The following is a 17,631-nucleotide window of genomic DNA, read 5'->3' on the forward strand; positions in this document are numbered from 1 at the left end:
GACTAAACTAGTATCATTCCCCGAAAGAGTTTCAGGATGAGAACGTATAACGATGAAAGGCAGTAACAAATCCCGCTGGGCAATCGCCGCTGGTCTGATTGTGGTGGTCCTGGCCGCCGCCTGGTACTGGCACAGCCAGTCCGCGAACTCCACGGCACCTGCTGGCGCCAGTAGCCCCTCACAACGCCCAACGGGCGGCGGGCGCCACGGTATGCGCGGCGGTGCGCTGGCACCGGTGCAGGCGGCAACGGCGGTGAATAAAGCGGTGCCTCGTTATCTCTCCGGGCTGGGAACCATCACTGCCGCCAACACCGTGACGGTACGTAGCCGCGTAGACGGTCAGCTGATGGCCATCCACTTCCAGGAAGGTCAACAGGTGAAAGCGGGCGATCTGCTGGCGGAAATCGATCCAAGCCAGTTTAAGGTGGCCCTGGCGCAGGCGCAGGGGCAACTCGCGAAAGACAAAGCCACCCTCGCCAATGCCCGCCGCGATTTAGCCCGCTATCAGCAGTTGGTAAAAACCAACCTCGTGTCGCGCCAGGAGCTGGATACCCAGCAATCTCTGGTCAGTGAATCTCAGGGCACCATCAAGGCCGACGAAGCCGCGGTCGCCAGCGCCCAGCTCCAGCTCGACTGGAGCCGGATCACCGCGCCGATTGACGGCCGCGTGGGCCTGAAACAGGTTGATATCGGGAACCAAATCTCCAGCGGCGATACCACGGGCATCGTGGTGATCACCCAGACGCACCCTATCGATCTCGTCTTTACCCTGCCGGAAAGCGACATTGCGACGGTGATACAGGCGCAGAAGGCCGGAAAATCGCTGGTAGTTGAAGCCTGGGATCGCACCAACAAGCAGAAGCTGAGCGAAGGTTCGCTGTTGAGCCTGGATAACCAGATCGACACCACCACCGGCACCATCAAGCTAAAAGCACGCTTCAACAATCAGGACGATGCCCTGTTCCCGAATCAGTTCGTCAATGCGCGAATGCTGGTCGCGACCGAAGAAAACGCCGTGGTGATCCCGACGGCGGCCCTGCAAATGGGCAGTGAAGGCAACTTTGTCTGGGTGCTGAACAGCGAAAACAAGGTCAGCAAACACCTGGTGAAAACCGGGATCCAGGACAGTCAGACGGTGGTGATCAGCGCCGGGCTGTCCGCAGGCGACCGCGTCGTAACCGACGGTATTGACCGGCTGACCGAAGGGGCGCAGGTCGAGGTGGTGGAAGCGCAGAATACAGGAGCAAAAGCCTGATGCAGGTGATGCCGCCGAGCTCTACAGGTGGGCCATCACGCCTGTTTATTTTACGACCGGTTGCGACGACCCTGTTGATGGTGGCGATCCTGCTGGCCGGGATCATTGGCTACCGTTTTCTGCCCGTGTCGGCGCTGCCGGAAGTGGACTACCCGACTATTCAGGTTGTCACCCTCTATCCGGGCGCCAGTCCAGATGTGGTGACGTCCGCCATCACCGCCCCGCTGGAGCGTCAGTTTGGCCAGATGTCTGGCCTGAAGCAGATGTCCTCCCAGAGCTCGGGCGGTGCCTCGGTCGTCACGCTTCAGTTCCAGCTCGCACTGTCGCTGGACGTCGCGGAACAGGAGGTGCAGGCCGCCATTAACGCCGCCACCAACCTGCTGCCGTCTGACCTGCCGAACCCGCCGGTTTACAGCAAGGTGAACCCGGCAGACCCGCCGATCATGACGCTTGCCGTCACCTCCTCCGCCATGCCGATGACGCAGGTGGAAGACATGGTCGAAACCCGCGTGGCGCAGAAGATTTCGCAGGTGACAGGCGTCGGGCTGGTGACGCTCGCAGGGGGACAACGCCCCGCGGTGCGCGTTAAGCTCAATGCCCAGGCCATTGCCGCGCTGGGGTTAACCAGCGAAACCATTCGCACCGCCATCAGCAGCGCCAACGTTAACTCAGCGAAGGGCTCGCTGGACGGCCCGACCCGCGCGGTCACGCTCTCCGCCAACGACCAGATGCAGTCCGCCGATGAATACCGTCAGCTGATCATTGCCTACCAGAACGGCGCACCGATCCGCCTGGGCGACGTGGCAACCGTCGAACAAGGCGCGGAAAACAGCTGGCTCGGGGCGTGGGCTAATAAGCAGCAGGCGATTGTCATGAACGTTCAGCGCCAGCCGGGCGCGAACATTATTGATACCGCCGACAGCATTCGCACCATGCTGCCGCAGCTGGTGGAAAGCCTGCCAAAATCGGTCAGCGTGAAAGTGCTCTCTGACCGCACCACGAATATTCGCGCGTCAGTGACTGACACCCAGTTCGAGCTGATGCTGGCGATTGCGCTGGTGGTGATGATCATCTACCTGTTCCTGCGCAACGTTCCGGCAACCATTATTCCCGCCGTTGCCGTGCCGCTCTCGCTGGTCGGGACGTTCGCGGTAATGGTATTTCTCGACTTCTCGATTAACAACCTGACGCTGATGGCGCTCACCATCGCCACCGGGTTTGTGGTGGACGACGCCATCGTGGTAATCGAAAACATCTCGCGCTATATCGAGAAAGGTGAAAAGCCGTTAGCCGCCGCGCTGAAGGGCGCGGGGGAGATCGGCTTTACCATTATTTCGCTCACCTTCTCGCTGATTGCGGTGCTGATCCCGCTGCTGTTTATGGGCGATATCGTCGGGCGGCTGTTCCGCGAGTTTGCCGTGACGCTGGCGGTCGCCATTCTGATCTCTGCCGTGGTGTCGCTGACGCTGACGCCGATGATGTGCGCCCGCATGCTGAGCCACGAATCTTTGCGCAAGCAAAACCGCTTCTCCCTCGCCTCCGAGCGGATGTTCGAGCGCATTATTGCCGCCTACGGCCGCGTGCTGGCGAAAGTCCTGAACCATCCCTGGGCGACGCTCGGCGTGGCCCTCGGCACGCTGGCGCTCAGCGTCATGCTGTGGATTTTCATTCCGAAAGGCTTCTTCCCGATTCAGGACAACGGCATTATTCAGGGCACGCTTCAGGCGCCACAGACGGTCTCCTTCGCCAACATGGCGCAGCGCCAGCAGCAGGTGTCTGAGATCATCATGAAAGATCCGGCGGTGGAAAGCCTGACTGCCTACGTGGGCGTAGACGGCACCAACCCGTCGCTTAACAGCGCGCGCCTGCAAATTAACCTTAAACCGCTCGATGACCGTGACGATCGCGTCAACGCGGTTATTGAGCGTCTGCAAAGCGCTGTGGCGCGCGTACCGGGCATTGAGCTGTATCTGCAACCGATCCAGGATTTAACCATTGATACGCAGGTGAGCCGCACGCAGTACCAGTTTACGCTCCAGGCCACCTCGCTTGATGCACTCAGCACCTGGGTGCCGCAGCTGGTGGACAAGCTGAAAGCACTGCCGCAGATTTCTGACGTCAGCAGCGACTGGCAGGATAAAGGGCTGGCGGCGTACGTGAACGTCAACCGCGACACCGCCAGCCGTCTGGGCATTACCATGTCCGACGTGGATAACGCGCTGTATAACGCCTTTGGCCAGCGCCTTATCTCGACCATTTACACCCAGGCGAACCAGTATCGCGTGGTGCTGGAACATAACACCGAGAACACGCCCGGGCTTGCCGCGCTGGACTCGATACGCCTGACCAGCAAAGACGGCGGGATTGTGCCGCTCAGCGCCATTGCCAGCGTGGAAGAGCGTCACACCCCGCTGTCGATTAACCATCTCGATCAGTTCCCATCCACCACCATTTCGTTCAACGTGCCGGACGGTTATTCCCTGGGCGAAGCGGTGGAGGCCATTCTGGGTGCGGAGAAAGAACTCAGCTTCCCGTCCGATATTCAGACCCAGTTCCAGGGCAGTACTCTGGCGTTCCAGGCCGCGCTGGGCAGCACCGTCTGGCTGATTGTCGCGGCGGTGGTGGCGATGTATATCGTGCTTGGCGTGCTGTATGAAAGCTTTATCCACCCGATCACCATTCTCTCCACCCTGCCGACGGCGGGCGTGGGGGCACTGCTGGCGCTGATGCTGGCGGGGAGCGAACTGGACGTGATTGCGATCATCGGCATCATTCTGCTTATCGGCATCGTGAAGAAAAACGCCATCATGATGATCGACTTTGCGCTGGCCGCCGAGCGCGAGCAGGGTATGGCGCCGCGCGAGGCCATTTACCAGGCCTGTCTGCTGCGTTTTCGCCCGATCCTGATGACCACCCTCGCCGCCCTGCTGGGCGCGCTGCCGCTGATGCTGAGCACCGGCGTGGGGGCCGAACTGCGCCGTCCGCTGGGCATCGGGATGGTCGGCGGCCTGCTCGTAAGCCAGGTGCTGACGCTGTTTACCACGCCGGTTATCTACCTGCTGTTTGACCGTCTGGCCCTGTGGACGAAAAGCCGCTTCCCGAAACGTGAAGAGGAGGCGTAAGTGAAGTTTTTCGCCCTCTTCATTTACCGTCCGGTGGCGACGATTTTACTCTCCGTCGCTATCACCCTGTGCGGCGTGCTGGGCTTCCGGCTGCTGCCGGTGGCCCCGCTGCCGCAGGTCGATTTCCCGGTGATCATGGTCAGCGCCTCGCTGCCGGGTGCCTCGCCGGAAACCATGGCCTCATCGGTGGCGACGCCGCTTGAGCGCTCGCTTGGTCGAATTGCCGGGGTTAACGAGATGACCTCCAGCAGTTCGCTGGGCAGCACGCGCATCATTCTGGAATTCAATTTCGACCGGGACATCAACGGCGCGGCGCGTGACGTGCAGGCCGCGATTAACGCCGCCCAAAGCCTGCTGCCGAGCGGCATGCCGAGCCGTCCAACCTATCGCAAGGCCAACCCCTCCAACGCGCCGATCATGATCCTGACGCTTACGTCAGAGACCTACTCCCAGGGCGAGCTGTACGATTTTGCCTCCACCCAGCTGGCGCAAACCATCGCCCAGATTGACGGCGTGGGCGACGTGGACGTCGGCGGCAGCTCCCTGCCCGCCGTGCGCGTGGGGCTGAATCCGCAGGCGCTGTTTAACCAGGGCGTGTCGCTGGACGACGTGCGTTCCGCCATCAGCAACGCCAACGTGCGTAAGCCGCAGGGCGCGATTGAGGACAGCAGCCACCGCTGGCAGATCCAGACTAACGACGAGCTGAAAACCGCCGCCGAGTATCAGCCGTTGATTATTCACTACAACAACGGCGCGGCGGTGCGCCTGAGCGACGTCGCCAGCGTCACCGATTCGGTGCAGGACGTGCGTAACGCCGGGATGACCAACGCCAAACCGGCGATTTTGCTGATGATCCGCAAGCTGCCGGAAGCCAACATCATTCAGACGGTGAACAGCATCCGCACGCGCCTGCCGGAGCTTCAGGAAACGATTCCGGCGGCCATCGATCTCCAGATTGCGCAGGACCGCTCCCCCACCATCCGCGCCTCGCTTGAGGAGGTAGAGCAAACGCTGATCATCTCCGTCGCGCTGGTGATCCTGGTGGTGTTCCTGTTCCTGCGCTCGGGGCGCGCGACGCTGATCCCGGCGGTGGCGGTGCCAGTATCGCTGATAGGCACCTTTGCCGCCATGTACCTGTGCGGCTTTAGCCTTAACAACCTGTCGCTGATGGCGCTGACGATTGCCACCGGGTTTGTGGTGGATGACGCCATCGTGGTGCTGGAGAATATCTCGCGCCATCTGGAAGCGGGCATGAAGCCGCTCCAGGCGGCGCTTCAGGGGACGCGCGAAGTGGGCTTCACGGTCCTGTCCATGAGCCTGTCGCTGGTGGCGGTATTCCTGCCGCTGCTGCTGATGGGCGGCCTGCCGGGGCGACTGCTGCGCGAATTTGCCGTCACGCTCTCCGTCGCCATTGGTATCTCACTGGTGATTTCGCTGACGCTGACGCCGATGATGTGCGGCTGGATGCTAAAGCGCAGCCAACCGCACTCGCAGCCGCGCAGGAAAGGCTTTGGCCGCGTCCTGATGGCGATGCAGTCCGGCTACGGCAAATCGCTGAAATGGGTGCTGAACCACACGCGTATTGTCGGGCTGGTGCTGATCGGCACCATCGTCCTCAACGTCTGGATGTATATCACCATCCCGAAAACCTTCTTCCCGGAGCAGGATACCGGGGTGCTGATGGGGGGCATTCAGGCGGACCAGAGCATTTCGTTCCAGGCGATGCGCGGCAAACTGCAAGACTTTATGAAAATCATCCGGGAAGATCCGGCCGTGGATAACGTCACCGGCTTTACCGGCGGCTCGCGCGTTAACAGCGGGATGATGTTTATTACCCTTAAGCCGCGCGGTGAACGTCACGAAACGGCGCAGCAGATCATTGACCGCCTGCGGCTGAAGCTTGCCAAAGAGCCGGGGGCAAATCTGTTTTTGATGGCCGTTCAGGATATCCGCGTCGGCGGACGACAGGCTAACGCCAGCTATCAGTACACCCTGCTCTCGGATGACTTAGCCGCCCTGCGCGAGTGGGAGCCGAAGATCCGTAAAGCGCTGGCCGCGCTGCCGCAGCTGGCGGACGTGAACTCTGACAGTCAAAACAACGGTGCGGAGATGGCGCTCACCTACGATCGTGAAACCATGGCCCGCCTGGGCATTAACGTGGAGGCGGCCAACAGCCTGCTGAACAACGCCTTCGGGCAGCGTGAAGTCTCTACCATCTATCAGCCGATGAACCAGTACAAGGTGGTGATGGAGGTGGATCCGCGCTACACCCAGGACATCAGCGCGCTGGACAAGATGTTTGTGATCAATGATGACGGTAAGGCGATTCCGCTGTCGTACTTCGCCAGCTGGCAGCCGTCGAACGCCCCGCTGTCGGTGAACCACCAGGGGCTTTCCGCCGCCTCGACCGTCTCGTTTAACTTGCCAACCGGCTCGTCGCTGTCTGAGGCCAGCGATGCCATTAATCGCGCCATGACCCAGCTCGGGGTGCCCTCCTCGGTGCGCGGCAGCTTTGCCGGTACGGCGCAGGTGTTCCAGGACACCATGAACTCGCAGGTTATTTTGATTCTGGCGGCCATTGCCACGGTTTATATCGTGCTGGGCGTGCTGTACGAAAGCTACGTGCACCCGTTGACCATTCTCTCCACGCTTCCCTCTGCGGGCGTGGGGGCGCTGCTGGCGCTGGAGCTGTTCGGTGCCCCATTCAGTCTTATCGCGCTTATCGGGATCATGCTATTGATTGGCATCGTGAAGAAAAACGCGATAATGATGGTCGACTTTGCCCTGGACGCCCAGCGCAACGGCAACCTGACGCCGGACGAGGCGATATTCCAGGCCTGTCTGCTGCGTTTTCGCCCGATCATGATGACCACGCTGGCCGCGCTGTTCGGCGCGCTGCCGCTGGTCATATCCGGCGGTGACGGCTCTGAACTACGCCAGCCGCTGGGGATCACGATCGTTGGCGGCCTGGTGATGAGCCAGCTGCTGACGCTCTACACGACGCCGGTTGTCTATCTGTTCTTTGACCGCCTGCGGCTGCGTTTTTCGCGTAAAAAGAGAACCACGGTGACCGAGTAAATGACCGACCTACCCAGTAACGTTCGCTGGCAATTGTGGATCGTCGCGTTCGGCTTCTTTATGCAGTCGCTGGACACGACTATCGTGAACACCGCCCTCCCCTCGATGGCGAAAAGCCTGGGGGAGAGCCCGCTGCACATGCATATGGTGATTGTCGCCTACGTGCTGACGGTCGCTGTGATGCTGCCTGCCAGCGGCTGGCTGGCGGATAAAGTCGGCGTGCGAAACATCTTCTTCACCGCCATTGTGCTGTTTACCACCGGGTCTCTGTTTTGCGCCCAGGCCAATACCCTCGACCAGCTGGTGATGGCGCGCGTGCTACAGGGCGTCGGCGGCGCGATGATGGTACCCGTCGGGCGGTTAACGGTGATGAAAATTGTTCCGCGCGCGCAGTATATGGCGGCGATGACCTTCGTCACCCTGCCCGGTCAGGTCGGCCCGTTGCTTGGCCCGGCGCTGGGCGGGATTCTGGTGGAGTATGCCTCCTGGCACTGGATCTTCCTGATCAACCTGCCGGTCGGTATTATCGGCGCGATTGCCACCCTGACGCTGATGCCGAACTATAAAATGCAGACCCGGCGCTTTGATTTCTTTGGCTTCATCCTGCTGGCAGCTGGCATGGCGACGCTTACCCTCGCGCTCGACGGGCAAAAAGGGCTGGGGATCTCCTCCCTGTCGCTCGCCCTGCTGGTAGCGCTGGGTGTCACCGCCATTCTCTGGTATCTGTGGCATGCCAGAGGTAACGCTAACGCGCTGTTCAGCCTGAATCTGTTCAAGAATCCCACCTACCGTCTTGGTCTGTTCGGCAGCTTTGCCGGACGCATCGGCAGCGGCATGTTGCCGTTTATGACGCCGGTATTTTTACAGATTGGGATGGGCTTCTCGCCGTTCCATGCCGGGCTGATGATGATCCCGATGGTACTTGGCAGCATGGGGATGAAGCGTATTGTGGTGCAGGTGGTGAACCGCTTTGGCTATCGCCGCGTGCTGGTGGCCGCCACGATCGGGCTGGCGCTGGTCTGCCTGCTGTTTATGGCCGTGGCGCTGCTGGGCTGGTACTACATCCTGCCGCTGGTGCTGTTCTGCCAGGGGATCATCAACTCCATGCGCTTCTCGTCGATGAACACCCTGACGCTGAAAGATCTGCCGGACGAGCTGGCAAGCAGTGGTAACAGTCTGCTGTCGATGATCATGCAGCTCTCCATGAGCGTGGGGGTCACGGTTGCCGGATTGCTGCTCGGCATGTACGGTCAGCACCATCTCAGCGCCGACACCCCCGTCGCGCATCAGGTCTTTTTATACACTTACCTCAGCATGGCGGTAATTATCGCTCTGCCCGCTTTTATCTTTGCCAGAGTGCCGAATGACACGACCAAAAACGTCGTGATCCGACGCGGCAAAAGGAGTGCACCATGAAATTCTGGCGTCCGGGGATCACCGGTAAGCTTTTTGTGGCGATTTTCGCCACCTGTATCGTCCTGCTGATTACTATGCACTGGGCGGTGCGGGTCAGCTTTGAGCGCGGCTTTATTGACTACATCAAGCACGGTAACGAACAGCGTTTACAGGGCTTAAGCGACGCGCTGGGGGAACAGTATAGCCTGCACGGTAACTGGCGTTTTCTGCGCAACAACGATCGCTTTATATTTCAAATTCTGCGCTCGCTGGAGCACGATAATGACGACGACCGTCCGGGACCGGGCATGCCGCCGCACGGCTGGCGCACCCAGTTCTGGGTAATTGATCAGGAGATGCGCGTGCTCGTTGGCCCACGCTCTCCGGTACCGCCGGACGGCACAAAGCGCGCCATTACCTCGAACGGCGCCACGGTGGGCTGGGTTATCGCCTCCCCGGTCGAGCGGCTGACGCGCAACACCGACATCAACTTTGACCGCCAGCAGCGTCAGACCAGCTGGTTGATTGTCGCGCTTTCTACCCTGCTTGCGGCGCTCGCCACCTTCCCGCTGGCGCGCGGCCTGCTGGCGCCGGTTAAGCGCCTGGTGGAAGGCACGCACAAGCTGGCGGCGGGTGATTTCTCGACCCGCGTGGACACCCGCAGCCAGGATGAACTGGGCAAGCTGGCGCAGGACTTCAACCAGCTCGCCAGCACGCTGGAAAAAAACCAGCAGATGCGCCGCGATTTTATGGCCGACATTTCGCACGAGCTGCGCACCCCGCTGGCGGTGCTGCGCGGCGAGCTGGAGGCGATTCAGGACGGCGTGCGGCAGTTCACCCCCGAGTCGGTGGCCTCGCTTCAGGCGGAAGTCGGTACGCTGACCAAACTGGTGGACGATCTGCATCAGCTTTCCATGTCCGACGAAGGCGCCCTGGCTTACCAGAAAGCACCGATCGATGTGATCAATATCCTTGAAGTCGTGACCGGCGCATTCCGCGAGCGCTTCGCCAGCCGTGACCTGAAAATCAACCTTTCGCTGCCGGACAGTGCGGTGGTGTTCGGCGACAGAGATCGCCTGATGCAGCTGTTCAATAATCTGCTGGAGAACAGCCTCCGCTACACCGACGGCGGCGGCGCGCTGCATATCTCCGGCAGGCAGGAAAACGGGCGCTTTGCCCTGACCTTTGCGGACTCCGCCCCTGGCGTGAAGGATGCGCAGCTGGAAAAACTGTTCGAGCGCTTCTATCGCACCGAAGGTTCACGCAACCGCGCCAGCGGCGGTTCCGGCCTTGGGCTGGCCATTTGCGTTAACATTGTGGAGGCCCATGGCGGCACCATCCGCGCCGCCCATTCGCCTTTTGGCGGGGTTAGCATTACAGTAGAGTTACCTCTGGAACGGGATTTATCGAGGGAAGCATGACCGAGTTACCGATTGACGACAACACACCGCGTATTTTGATCGTGGAAGACGAGCCTAAACTTGGGCAACTGCTGATCGACTATTTGCGCGCTGCGAGTTACGCGCCAACGCTTATCAGCCACGGCGACCAGGTGCTGCCCTACGTGCGCCAGACGCCGCCGGATCTGATCCTGCTGGATCTGATGCTGCCGGGTACCGACGGCCTAACCCTGTGCCGCGAAATTCGTCGTTTCTCCGATGTGCCCATCGTGATGGTGACGGCCAAAATCGAAGAGATCGATCGTCTGCTGGGGCTCGAAATCGGCGCCGACGATTACATCTGCAAGCCTTACAGCCCGCGGGAGGTGGTCGCTCGCGTGAAAACCATCCTCCGCCGCTGTAAGCCGCAGCGTGAATTGCAGGTGCTGGATGCGCAAAGCCCGCTGATCGTCGACGAAAGCCGTTTCCAGGCGAGCTGGCGCAGCAAACTTTTGGATCTCACCCCCGCAGAGTTTCGCCTGTTGAAAACGCTCTCCCACGAGCCGGGCAAAGTGTTTTCCCGCGAGCAGCTGCTCAACCATCTGTATGACGATTACCGCGTGGTGACCGACCGCACCATCGACAGCCACATCAAAAACCTGCGCCGCAAGCTGGAGGCGCTGGACGCCGACCAGTCGTTTATTCGCGCGGTGTACGGCGTGGGGTATCGCTGGGAAGCGGATGCGTGCAGGATTGCCTGAATACCCCCCTCACCCTGCCGTCTCCCCAAAGGGAGAGGGTTCCCCAGCAATTTGAAAGCAAAAGCTATAACGTTGCCTCAGAATAACTGAGGGCTTTCAGCGATGCCTCGGTCCGGCTGTAAATCGCTGAGGCGTTTCCTGTAGGCCGGGGCGAGGCGCAGGGATGCGCCGAGAGGGCGGGCTTTACAGGGATGTTACCTCCGCCCGTCCCCGATAAGCCGGAAGGAATAAGCCGAATGCACCGCGAAGCGGCGATTTACCGCCGGAAGCCCGGGTCGCCAGGGTGGTGGCGACTGAGCCACCCTGGCACGTTCACCGGCCATGTCGTGACAGAGTAGCAAGGAACATAACGTGAACGGAATGACCACCAGAGCCGTATGTTCCCCCTCACCCCAGCCCTCTCCCTCAAGGGAGAGGGGGCCGTCTGTGCAGGCATTATTTTGTGGGGAACCCTCAGCCCCAAAGGGGAGAGGGTTAGGGTGAGGGGCAAAGCTTTACCTCTCTTCCCCGCAGCGCTACAATGCCCGCCCTTAAAGTGGGGGATCTCCCCTTACCGCTGCATCAGGTGCATGCGGATCTGACCTGTCATCAGAACGAGAACAAACATGTTTAAACCGGAACTCCTTTCCCCGGCGGGAACGCTGCAAAATATGCGTTACGCTTTCGCCTATGGCGCCGACGCCGTCTACGCGGGCCAGCCGCGCTACTCGCTGCGCGTGCGTAACAACGAATTCAACCACGAGAATCTTCAGCTCGGCATCAATGAAGCGCATGCCCTGGGCAAAAAATTCTACGTGGTGGTGAACATCGCGCCGCACAACGCCAAGCTGAAAACATTCATTCGTGACCTGAAGCCGGTCGTGGAGATGGGGCCGGACGCGCTGATCATGTCGGACCCGGGTTTAATCATGCTGGTTCGGGAGAATTTCCCGGAGATGGACATTCACCTCTCAGTGCAGGCTAACGCCGTCAACTGGGCAACGGTGAAATTCTGGAAACAGATGGGGCTGACCCGCGTCATTCTGTCCCGCGAGCTGTCCCTCGAAGAGATCGAAGAGATCCGCACCCAGGTGCCGGATATGGAGATCGAAATCTTCGTTCATGGCGCGCTGTGCATGGCCTACTCCGGCCGCTGCCTGCTCTCTGGCTATATCAACAAGCGTGACCCGAACCAGGGCACCTGCACCAACGCCTGCCGCTGGGAATATAACGTTCAGGAAGGCAAAGAGGATGACATCGGTAACATCGTGCATAAACACGAGCCGATTCCGGTCACCAACGTTGAGCCAACGCTGGGAATTGGCGCGCCTACCGACAGCGTGTTTATGATCGAAGAAGCCAAACGTCCGGGTGAGTACATGACCGCCTTCGAAGACGAGCACGGCACCTACATCATGAACTCTAAAGATCTGCGCGCCATCGCGCACGTCGAGCGTTTAACCAAGATGGGCGTACACTCCCTGAAAATTGAAGGCCGCACCAAGTCTTACTACTACTGCGCCCGTACCGCACAGGTATATCGCAAAGCCATCGACGATGCCGCTGCCGGTAAACCGTTCGACACCAGCCTGCTGGAAACGCTGGAAGGTCTGGCGCATCGCGGCTATACCGAAGGTTTCCTGCGTCGTCACACTCACGACGACTACCAGAACTACGAGCATGGCTATTCGATTTCCGAACGCCAGCAGTTTGTAGGCGACTTCACCGGCGAGCGTAAAGGCCCGCTGGCCGCCGTCGCCGTAAAAAACAAATTCACTAAAGGCGACAGCCTGGAGCTGATGACGCCGCAGGGCAACATGAACTTCCGACTGGAGCACCTGGAAAACAAAAAAGGTGAGGCGATTGAGGTCGCACCTGGCGACGGCCATGTGGTCTGGCTGCCGGTTCCTGAAGAGGTGGAGCTGGAGTTTGCGCTGCTGATGCGTAATTTTGAAGGTGAAAATACCCGAAATCCACACGGCAAATAGTCAATCAACGGGATTTTTTCACGCTGGGATAATTCTTAGAATCGGATCACATACCGCTTCGTTCAATACGGGTATTATCCCCCCCGCTGAAAAACATAACCCATAAATGCTAGCTGTACCAGGAACCACCTCCTTAGCCTGCGTAATCTCCCTTACGCGGGCTTATTTTTTTGTTAACTCCTGAAATTTTTCCCCCTGATAAATATGGCGTTGCATTGACCCGGGAAAGGTTGTGTCAGCATTAGGCGTATCATCTAAGCAAATCGAACGAACAAAGGATCCTAATCACATTTTTTAATGGATTTGAGAGGGATGAACACTATTCGGAACATTCCTAATTTTAAGTGTTAACAGGACCTTTACTCTTGTTTTATTAACAATCAACATTTCACACGGACGGAGAGATGAAGTGACATTCACAGGACAATTTTCAAAGGATCTTCCAGATTACGCACTCGCACGCAGTCTTGGTCTTGCCTCTGGCGGCGATATAAATTTCACAGCACTTGCAGGTCAACTGGACTGTAGCAGAAATTTTAGCCAGGCCGGGATTATCTACTCAGACGGTACACGTCAGTGGCTAGTACGGCCATCAAGAAGGATTGCTACACCAAACGAAAGCTCGGTTAGTCATGTAGTCATAACCAAAGTAAATGCCTCATTAGTTAACCCTGTTCAGGCAACAACGGCGACGATTAATTCCCCTTCCCTGGCAACTGAAATTGGTTCAACGGCCATTTCCTGCGGAGCCGCAATTCTTACTGTTGTACTTGCGGCAGGGGCCGGTATGGCTATACCTCTCACTGCAGGGTCTTCCGGTGCTATAGCCGCTGTGATTTTAGCCGGTGGTGTAGCAACTGGAATTCAATGTGCAAATGGGCTTGGCCGACTATCGTTGATTGCTATGAATCATGATGATTACGTTGCGTGGATGGATTCCCAGGAGTGGTATACAGCAACCAACACAGCCCTGGATGCGATTTCTCTTGCCGGGGCTGCTGCGGGTTTAAAAAGCGCTGCATTAACATATCGCCTTCTTAACCGTTCATCGTCTGAGAGTTTGCTCTCCTTATTACAAAAAATGAGCCGGGCCGACCGTACGCGATTAACAGAGGAGATTATTCGTATCCGCAATCCCGGCATCTCGAATTCAGGTGTAAAAGCAGCAATGAAGGCAGGCGTGTATCCCAAACGTTATCCGTCAGAAGCGTTGCAGTTGCTCTTACAGCGTGAGTTGCTGAATACCATTTCAAATTCTTCTGCCTTCGTTGGAAGTGCCATCTCAGGAAATATCAGAAATCCACAGAATGTTGCACAAACGGGTAAATACATTTTTGGTTTAATTCAGTCTTTTTCATTTACAGGAAATTATTGACCCGTCCATGATGAAATACATTAGAGATAGCCTTGCATTAAGTGCTTTGGTTAAAAGTAAAATGGCGACCGATGATCTCAACCAGCTTGAAACATTAAAAGAACAGTTAAAAGATCGGTTCGGCGTTCCTGTGGGCGTCCATATGACAGGAATTCCTTTGGCAGTGAGCACGTTACTGGCTATTTTTTGCTACGCCATGCTGCAAGTGTCCCTCTGGTTGTTGCTGTTTCGCTGGCTCGGCTTACCCGAATTTAAGGTTATGATGGGAGTATTCATTGCAGCGATTGTGTATTGTCTGGTAGTGATGAGCACGATGTTTCTGACTACACGAGGTTCTTTACCTGGATATAAACTGCATATTTTCGTCATTACGCTGACAGGCATAATGAGCATCATTTATTTCATCTGGACGGGGATTTCGCTTTTATTCGGCCCTGTTGAGAACTACACACCGCAAATAACCTCTTTGCTGGGGCTGGGATTTTTCTTTCTGAACATTATGTGGATGAATTCATCGATTTTTTACCGCTCCATTGCGCTAACGCTACATAATCGGGTCTGGCGTAAGCAGCTCAAAATCGAGGCAAGGCCAATGTCACACCTCAAACGTTGACCACAATAGTCAATTGAGCGGCAGTAGTATGCACTGTAAGCGCTACGGGGTTCTTTAGTCGATTTCAAAGCCCTTACGCGGGCTTATTTTTTGCCTTTCATCCTGTTCTTACCCGCTTTTTCCCTCTCTGGGATACACTCTTTCTATAGCTAAAAAAGGGAGCAACCCGGATGGCAACCTATCCAGACAGTTTATTAATTCTTAACGGCAAGAGTGCAGGCAACGATCTGCTGCGCCAGGCGATTACCGAATTGCGTGAAGACGGAGCATGCATACACGTGCGGGTAACGTTTGAAAAAGGCGATGCGGCGCGCTACATCGACGAGGGCATCAGGTTAGGTGTTCAGACCATCATTTCCGGCGGCGGCGACGGAACGATCAACGAGATCGCTGGCGCGCTTATTGATCTCGACACAGCCCATCGCCCGGCGATGGGGATTTTACCGCTCGGTACCGCCAACGATTTTGCCACCAGCGCCGGTATTCCGGAGGATGTAGGCAAAGCACTGCAACTGGCTATCCTCGGGAAAGCGACCGCCGTCGATATTGCGCAGGTGAATGAAAGAACCTGCTTTATCAATATGGCAACGGGCGGTTTCGGCACGCGGATCACCAGCGAAACACCGGAAAAACTGAAAGCCGCGCTGGGCGGCGTTTCGTATCTCATCCATGGCCTAATGCGCATGGACACCCTCAAGCCCGACAGCTGTGAAATTCACGGTGAGAACTTCCACTGGCAGGGCGACGCGCTGGTGATTGGTATCGGCAACGGGCGGCAGGCGGGGGGCGGTCAGCAGCTTTGCCCGGAAGCATTGATCAACGACGGTCAATTACAGCTGCGTATTTTTACCGGCGACGGGCTGCTGCCTGCGCTGTTTACGACGCTGACGCAGCCAGAGGAGAGCCCCAATATCATCGACGGGAAATCCGCGTGGTTTGAAGTGATCGCTCCACACGGCATGACCTTTAACCTCGACGGAGAGCCGCTCAGCGGCGAGCGATTCCGCATTGAGGTGTTGCCCGGGGCGTTGCAGTGCCGTTTGCCGCCGGACTGCGCGCTGTTGCGCTGATTTTTTACAGCGTGCGCGATAATGCCCTCTCCCCACAGGGCTGAGGGTTCCCCAGTAATTTGAAAGCAAAAGCGATAACGTTGCCTCAGAATCACTGAGGGCTTTCAGCGATGCCTCGGTCCGGCTGTAAATCGCTGAGGCGTTTCCTGTAGGCCGGGGCGAGGCGCAGGGATGCGCCGAGAGGGCAGGCTGTACAGGGATGTTACTTCCGCCCGTCCCCGATAAGCCGGAAGGAATAAGCCGAAGGGACCGCGAAGCGGCGATTTACCGCCGGGAGCCCGGGTCGCCAGGGTGGTGGCGACTGAGCCACCCTCTCCCTCAAGGGAGAGGGGGCCGTTTGTGCAGGCATTATTTTGTGAGGAACCCTCAGCCCACGGGGGAGAGGGATACGGTGGCGTCAGGCAATCGTGACTTTACTGTCCAGATAGACATCCTGAACCGCATTAATCAGCTTCACGCCGTCGGCCATGGATTTTTTAAACGCCTTACGGCCCAGGATCAGCCCCATACCGCCCGCACGTTTGTTAATGACCGCCGTGCGCACCGCGTCGGTCAGGTCGGTTTCACCGCCTGCCGCACCGCCGGAGTTAATCAGCCCGGCGCGGCCCATGTAGCAGTTCGCCAGCTGGTAGCGCACCAGATCGATCGGGTTGTCGCTGGTCAGCTTGCTGTACACGCGGTCGTCGGTATAGCCAAAGTTCACCGCTTTATAGCCGCCGTTATTCTCGGCCATTTTCTGCTTCACGATGTCCGCGCCGATGGTTGCCGCCAGGTGGTTTGCCTGACCGGTCAGATCCGCTGATACGTGGTAATCCACGCCGTCTTTCTTGAATGACGCGTTACGCAGATAGGCCCACAGCACGGTTACCATGCCCAGCTCGTGGGCACGCTCGAACGCCGCGGAGATTTCTTCAATCTGACGTCGCGACTGTTCAGAGCCGAAATAGATGGTTGCCCCGACCGCCACCGCGCCCATGTTGAACGCCTGCTCGACGCTGGCGTACAGCGTCTGGTCATATTCGGTTGGGTAGCTCAGGGTTTCGTTGTGGTTCAGCTTGACGAGGAACGGAATGCGGTGAGCGTAGCGGCGAGAAACGGAGGCCAGCACGCCATACGTCGATGCCACACAGTTACACCCTGCTTCAATCGCCAGCTCGACAATGTTTTTCGGGTCAAAGTAGAGCGGGTTAGCAGCAAACGACGCTCCCGCCGAGTGCTCTACGCCCTGGTCAACGGGCAGAATGGAGAGATAGCCGGTCCCGCCCAGACGGCCGGTATTGTAAAGCGTCTGCATGTTTCGCAGTACGGCAGGCGGACGGTTGTTGTCGACCATGACCCGGTCTACGTAATCATGGCCAGGCAGATAAAGCTGGTCGGCTGGAATGGTCATACAACGATGCTGTAAAAGGCTGTCGGCGTCTTTGCCAAGCAGCTGCGCAATATCAGTCATAGTGATGCTCCCGTAAGTCCGACATGATGTCGGAGCGTGTGATCCAAGCCCACGTTTTTGCAGGCAGACTAAGCCTGGTACCGACTTAACCTATTTTCCACCATTTGCAACTTTTTTAAGCACAATCTGCTGGCTCGTTTCGTGTACAACATTTTTGTTACACTGA

At 58.0% G+C, this 17,631-nt stretch carries 11 protein-coding genes; 10 read left to right on the plus strand and 1 reads right to left on the minus strand.

Features of this window, described 5'->3' with window-relative positions:
* The first annotated feature begins 52 nt into the window (after nt 1–52).
* The 10 genes from ACOTX4_RS07215 (at nt 53) to yegS (ending at nt 16,015) form a co-directional block, all read left to right on the plus strand.
* The gene (locus ACOTX4_RS07215) at nt 53–1,255 is read left to right on the plus strand and encodes an MdtA/MuxA family multidrug efflux RND transporter periplasmic adaptor subunit (protein WP_022651490.1); all 1,203 of its coding nucleotides are present in this window, start codon (nt 53–55) and stop codon (nt 1,253–1,255) included.
* Complete coding sequence (locus ACOTX4_RS07220; RefSeq protein ID WP_022651491.1) at nt 1,255–4,377, plus strand: MdtB/MuxB family multidrug efflux RND transporter permease subunit; 3,123 nt, start codon at nt 1,255–1,257, stop codon at nt 4,375–4,377. Before ACOTX4_RS07215 ends, ACOTX4_RS07220 begins: the two co-directional genes overlap by 1 nt.
* On the plus strand, nt 4,378–7,455 hold the full coding sequence (gene mdtC, locus ACOTX4_RS07225) for a multidrug efflux RND transporter permease subunit MdtC (RefSeq protein ID WP_063938144.1): 3,078 nt from the start codon (nt 4,378–4,380) through the stop codon (nt 7,453–7,455).
* Entirely contained in the window at nt 7,456–8,871 is a 1,416-nt protein-coding gene (locus tag ACOTX4_RS07230) for an MFS transporter (protein WP_003862087.1), read from the plus strand.
* On the plus strand, nt 8,868–10,271 hold the full coding sequence (gene baeS, locus ACOTX4_RS07235; RefSeq protein WP_006811258.1) for a two-component system sensor histidine kinase BaeS: 1,404 nt from the start codon (nt 8,868–8,870) through the stop codon (nt 10,269–10,271). The genes ACOTX4_RS07230 and baeS overlap by 4 nt, the downstream gene beginning before the upstream one ends.
* Nucleotides 10,268–10,990 (plus strand): two-component system response regulator BaeR, encoded by a 723-nt coding sequence (gene baeR, locus ACOTX4_RS07240; protein ID WP_015572364.1) that lies wholly within the window; start codon nt 10,268–10,270, stop codon nt 10,988–10,990. Before baeS ends, baeR begins: the two co-directional genes overlap by 4 nt.
* A gap of 605 nt (nt 10,991–11,595) precedes the next feature.
* Nucleotides 11,596–12,957: a tRNA 5-hydroxyuridine modification protein YegQ gene (gene yegQ / locus ACOTX4_RS07245; RefSeq protein ID WP_022651495.1), complete on the plus strand. Its 1,362-nt coding sequence runs from the start codon at nt 11,596–11,598 to the stop codon at nt 12,955–12,957.
* A 409-nt stretch (nt 12,958–13,366) separates the two neighbouring features.
* Nucleotides 13,367–14,332, plus strand: a complete 966-nt coding sequence (locus ACOTX4_RS07250; protein WP_048210183.1) for a hypothetical protein — start codon at nt 13,367–13,369, stop codon at nt 14,330–14,332.
* Between the two features lie 7 nt (nt 14,333–14,339).
* Nucleotides 14,340–14,945 carry a hypothetical protein gene (locus tag ACOTX4_RS07255; protein ID WP_050871419.1) on the plus strand — a complete coding sequence of 202 codons (606 nt, stop codon included), beginning with the start codon at nt 14,340–14,342 and terminating at the stop codon, nt 14,943–14,945.
* Between the two features lie 170 nt (nt 14,946–15,115).
* The gene (gene yegS, locus ACOTX4_RS07260; RefSeq protein ID WP_063937728.1) at nt 15,116–16,015 is read left to right on the plus strand and encodes a lipid kinase YegS; all 900 of its coding nucleotides are present in this window, start codon (nt 15,116–15,118) and stop codon (nt 16,013–16,015) included.
* A gap of 397 nt (nt 16,016–16,412) precedes the next feature.
* On the opposite strand, the gene fbaB is transcribed toward yegS, so the two are convergent.
* Nucleotides 16,413–17,465, minus strand: a complete 1,053-nt coding sequence (fbaB, locus tag ACOTX4_RS07265) for a class I fructose-bisphosphate aldolase (RefSeq protein ID WP_000129585.1) — start codon at nt 17,463–17,465, stop codon at nt 16,413–16,415.
* Nucleotides 17,466–17,631: the final 166 nt, after the last annotated feature.

Source organism: Enterobacter cloacae complex sp. IR5459 (genome assembly GCF_049238005.1).
Classification (GTDB): domain Bacteria; phylum Pseudomonadota; class Gammaproteobacteria; order Enterobacterales; family Enterobacteriaceae; genus Enterobacter; species Enterobacter hormaechei_C.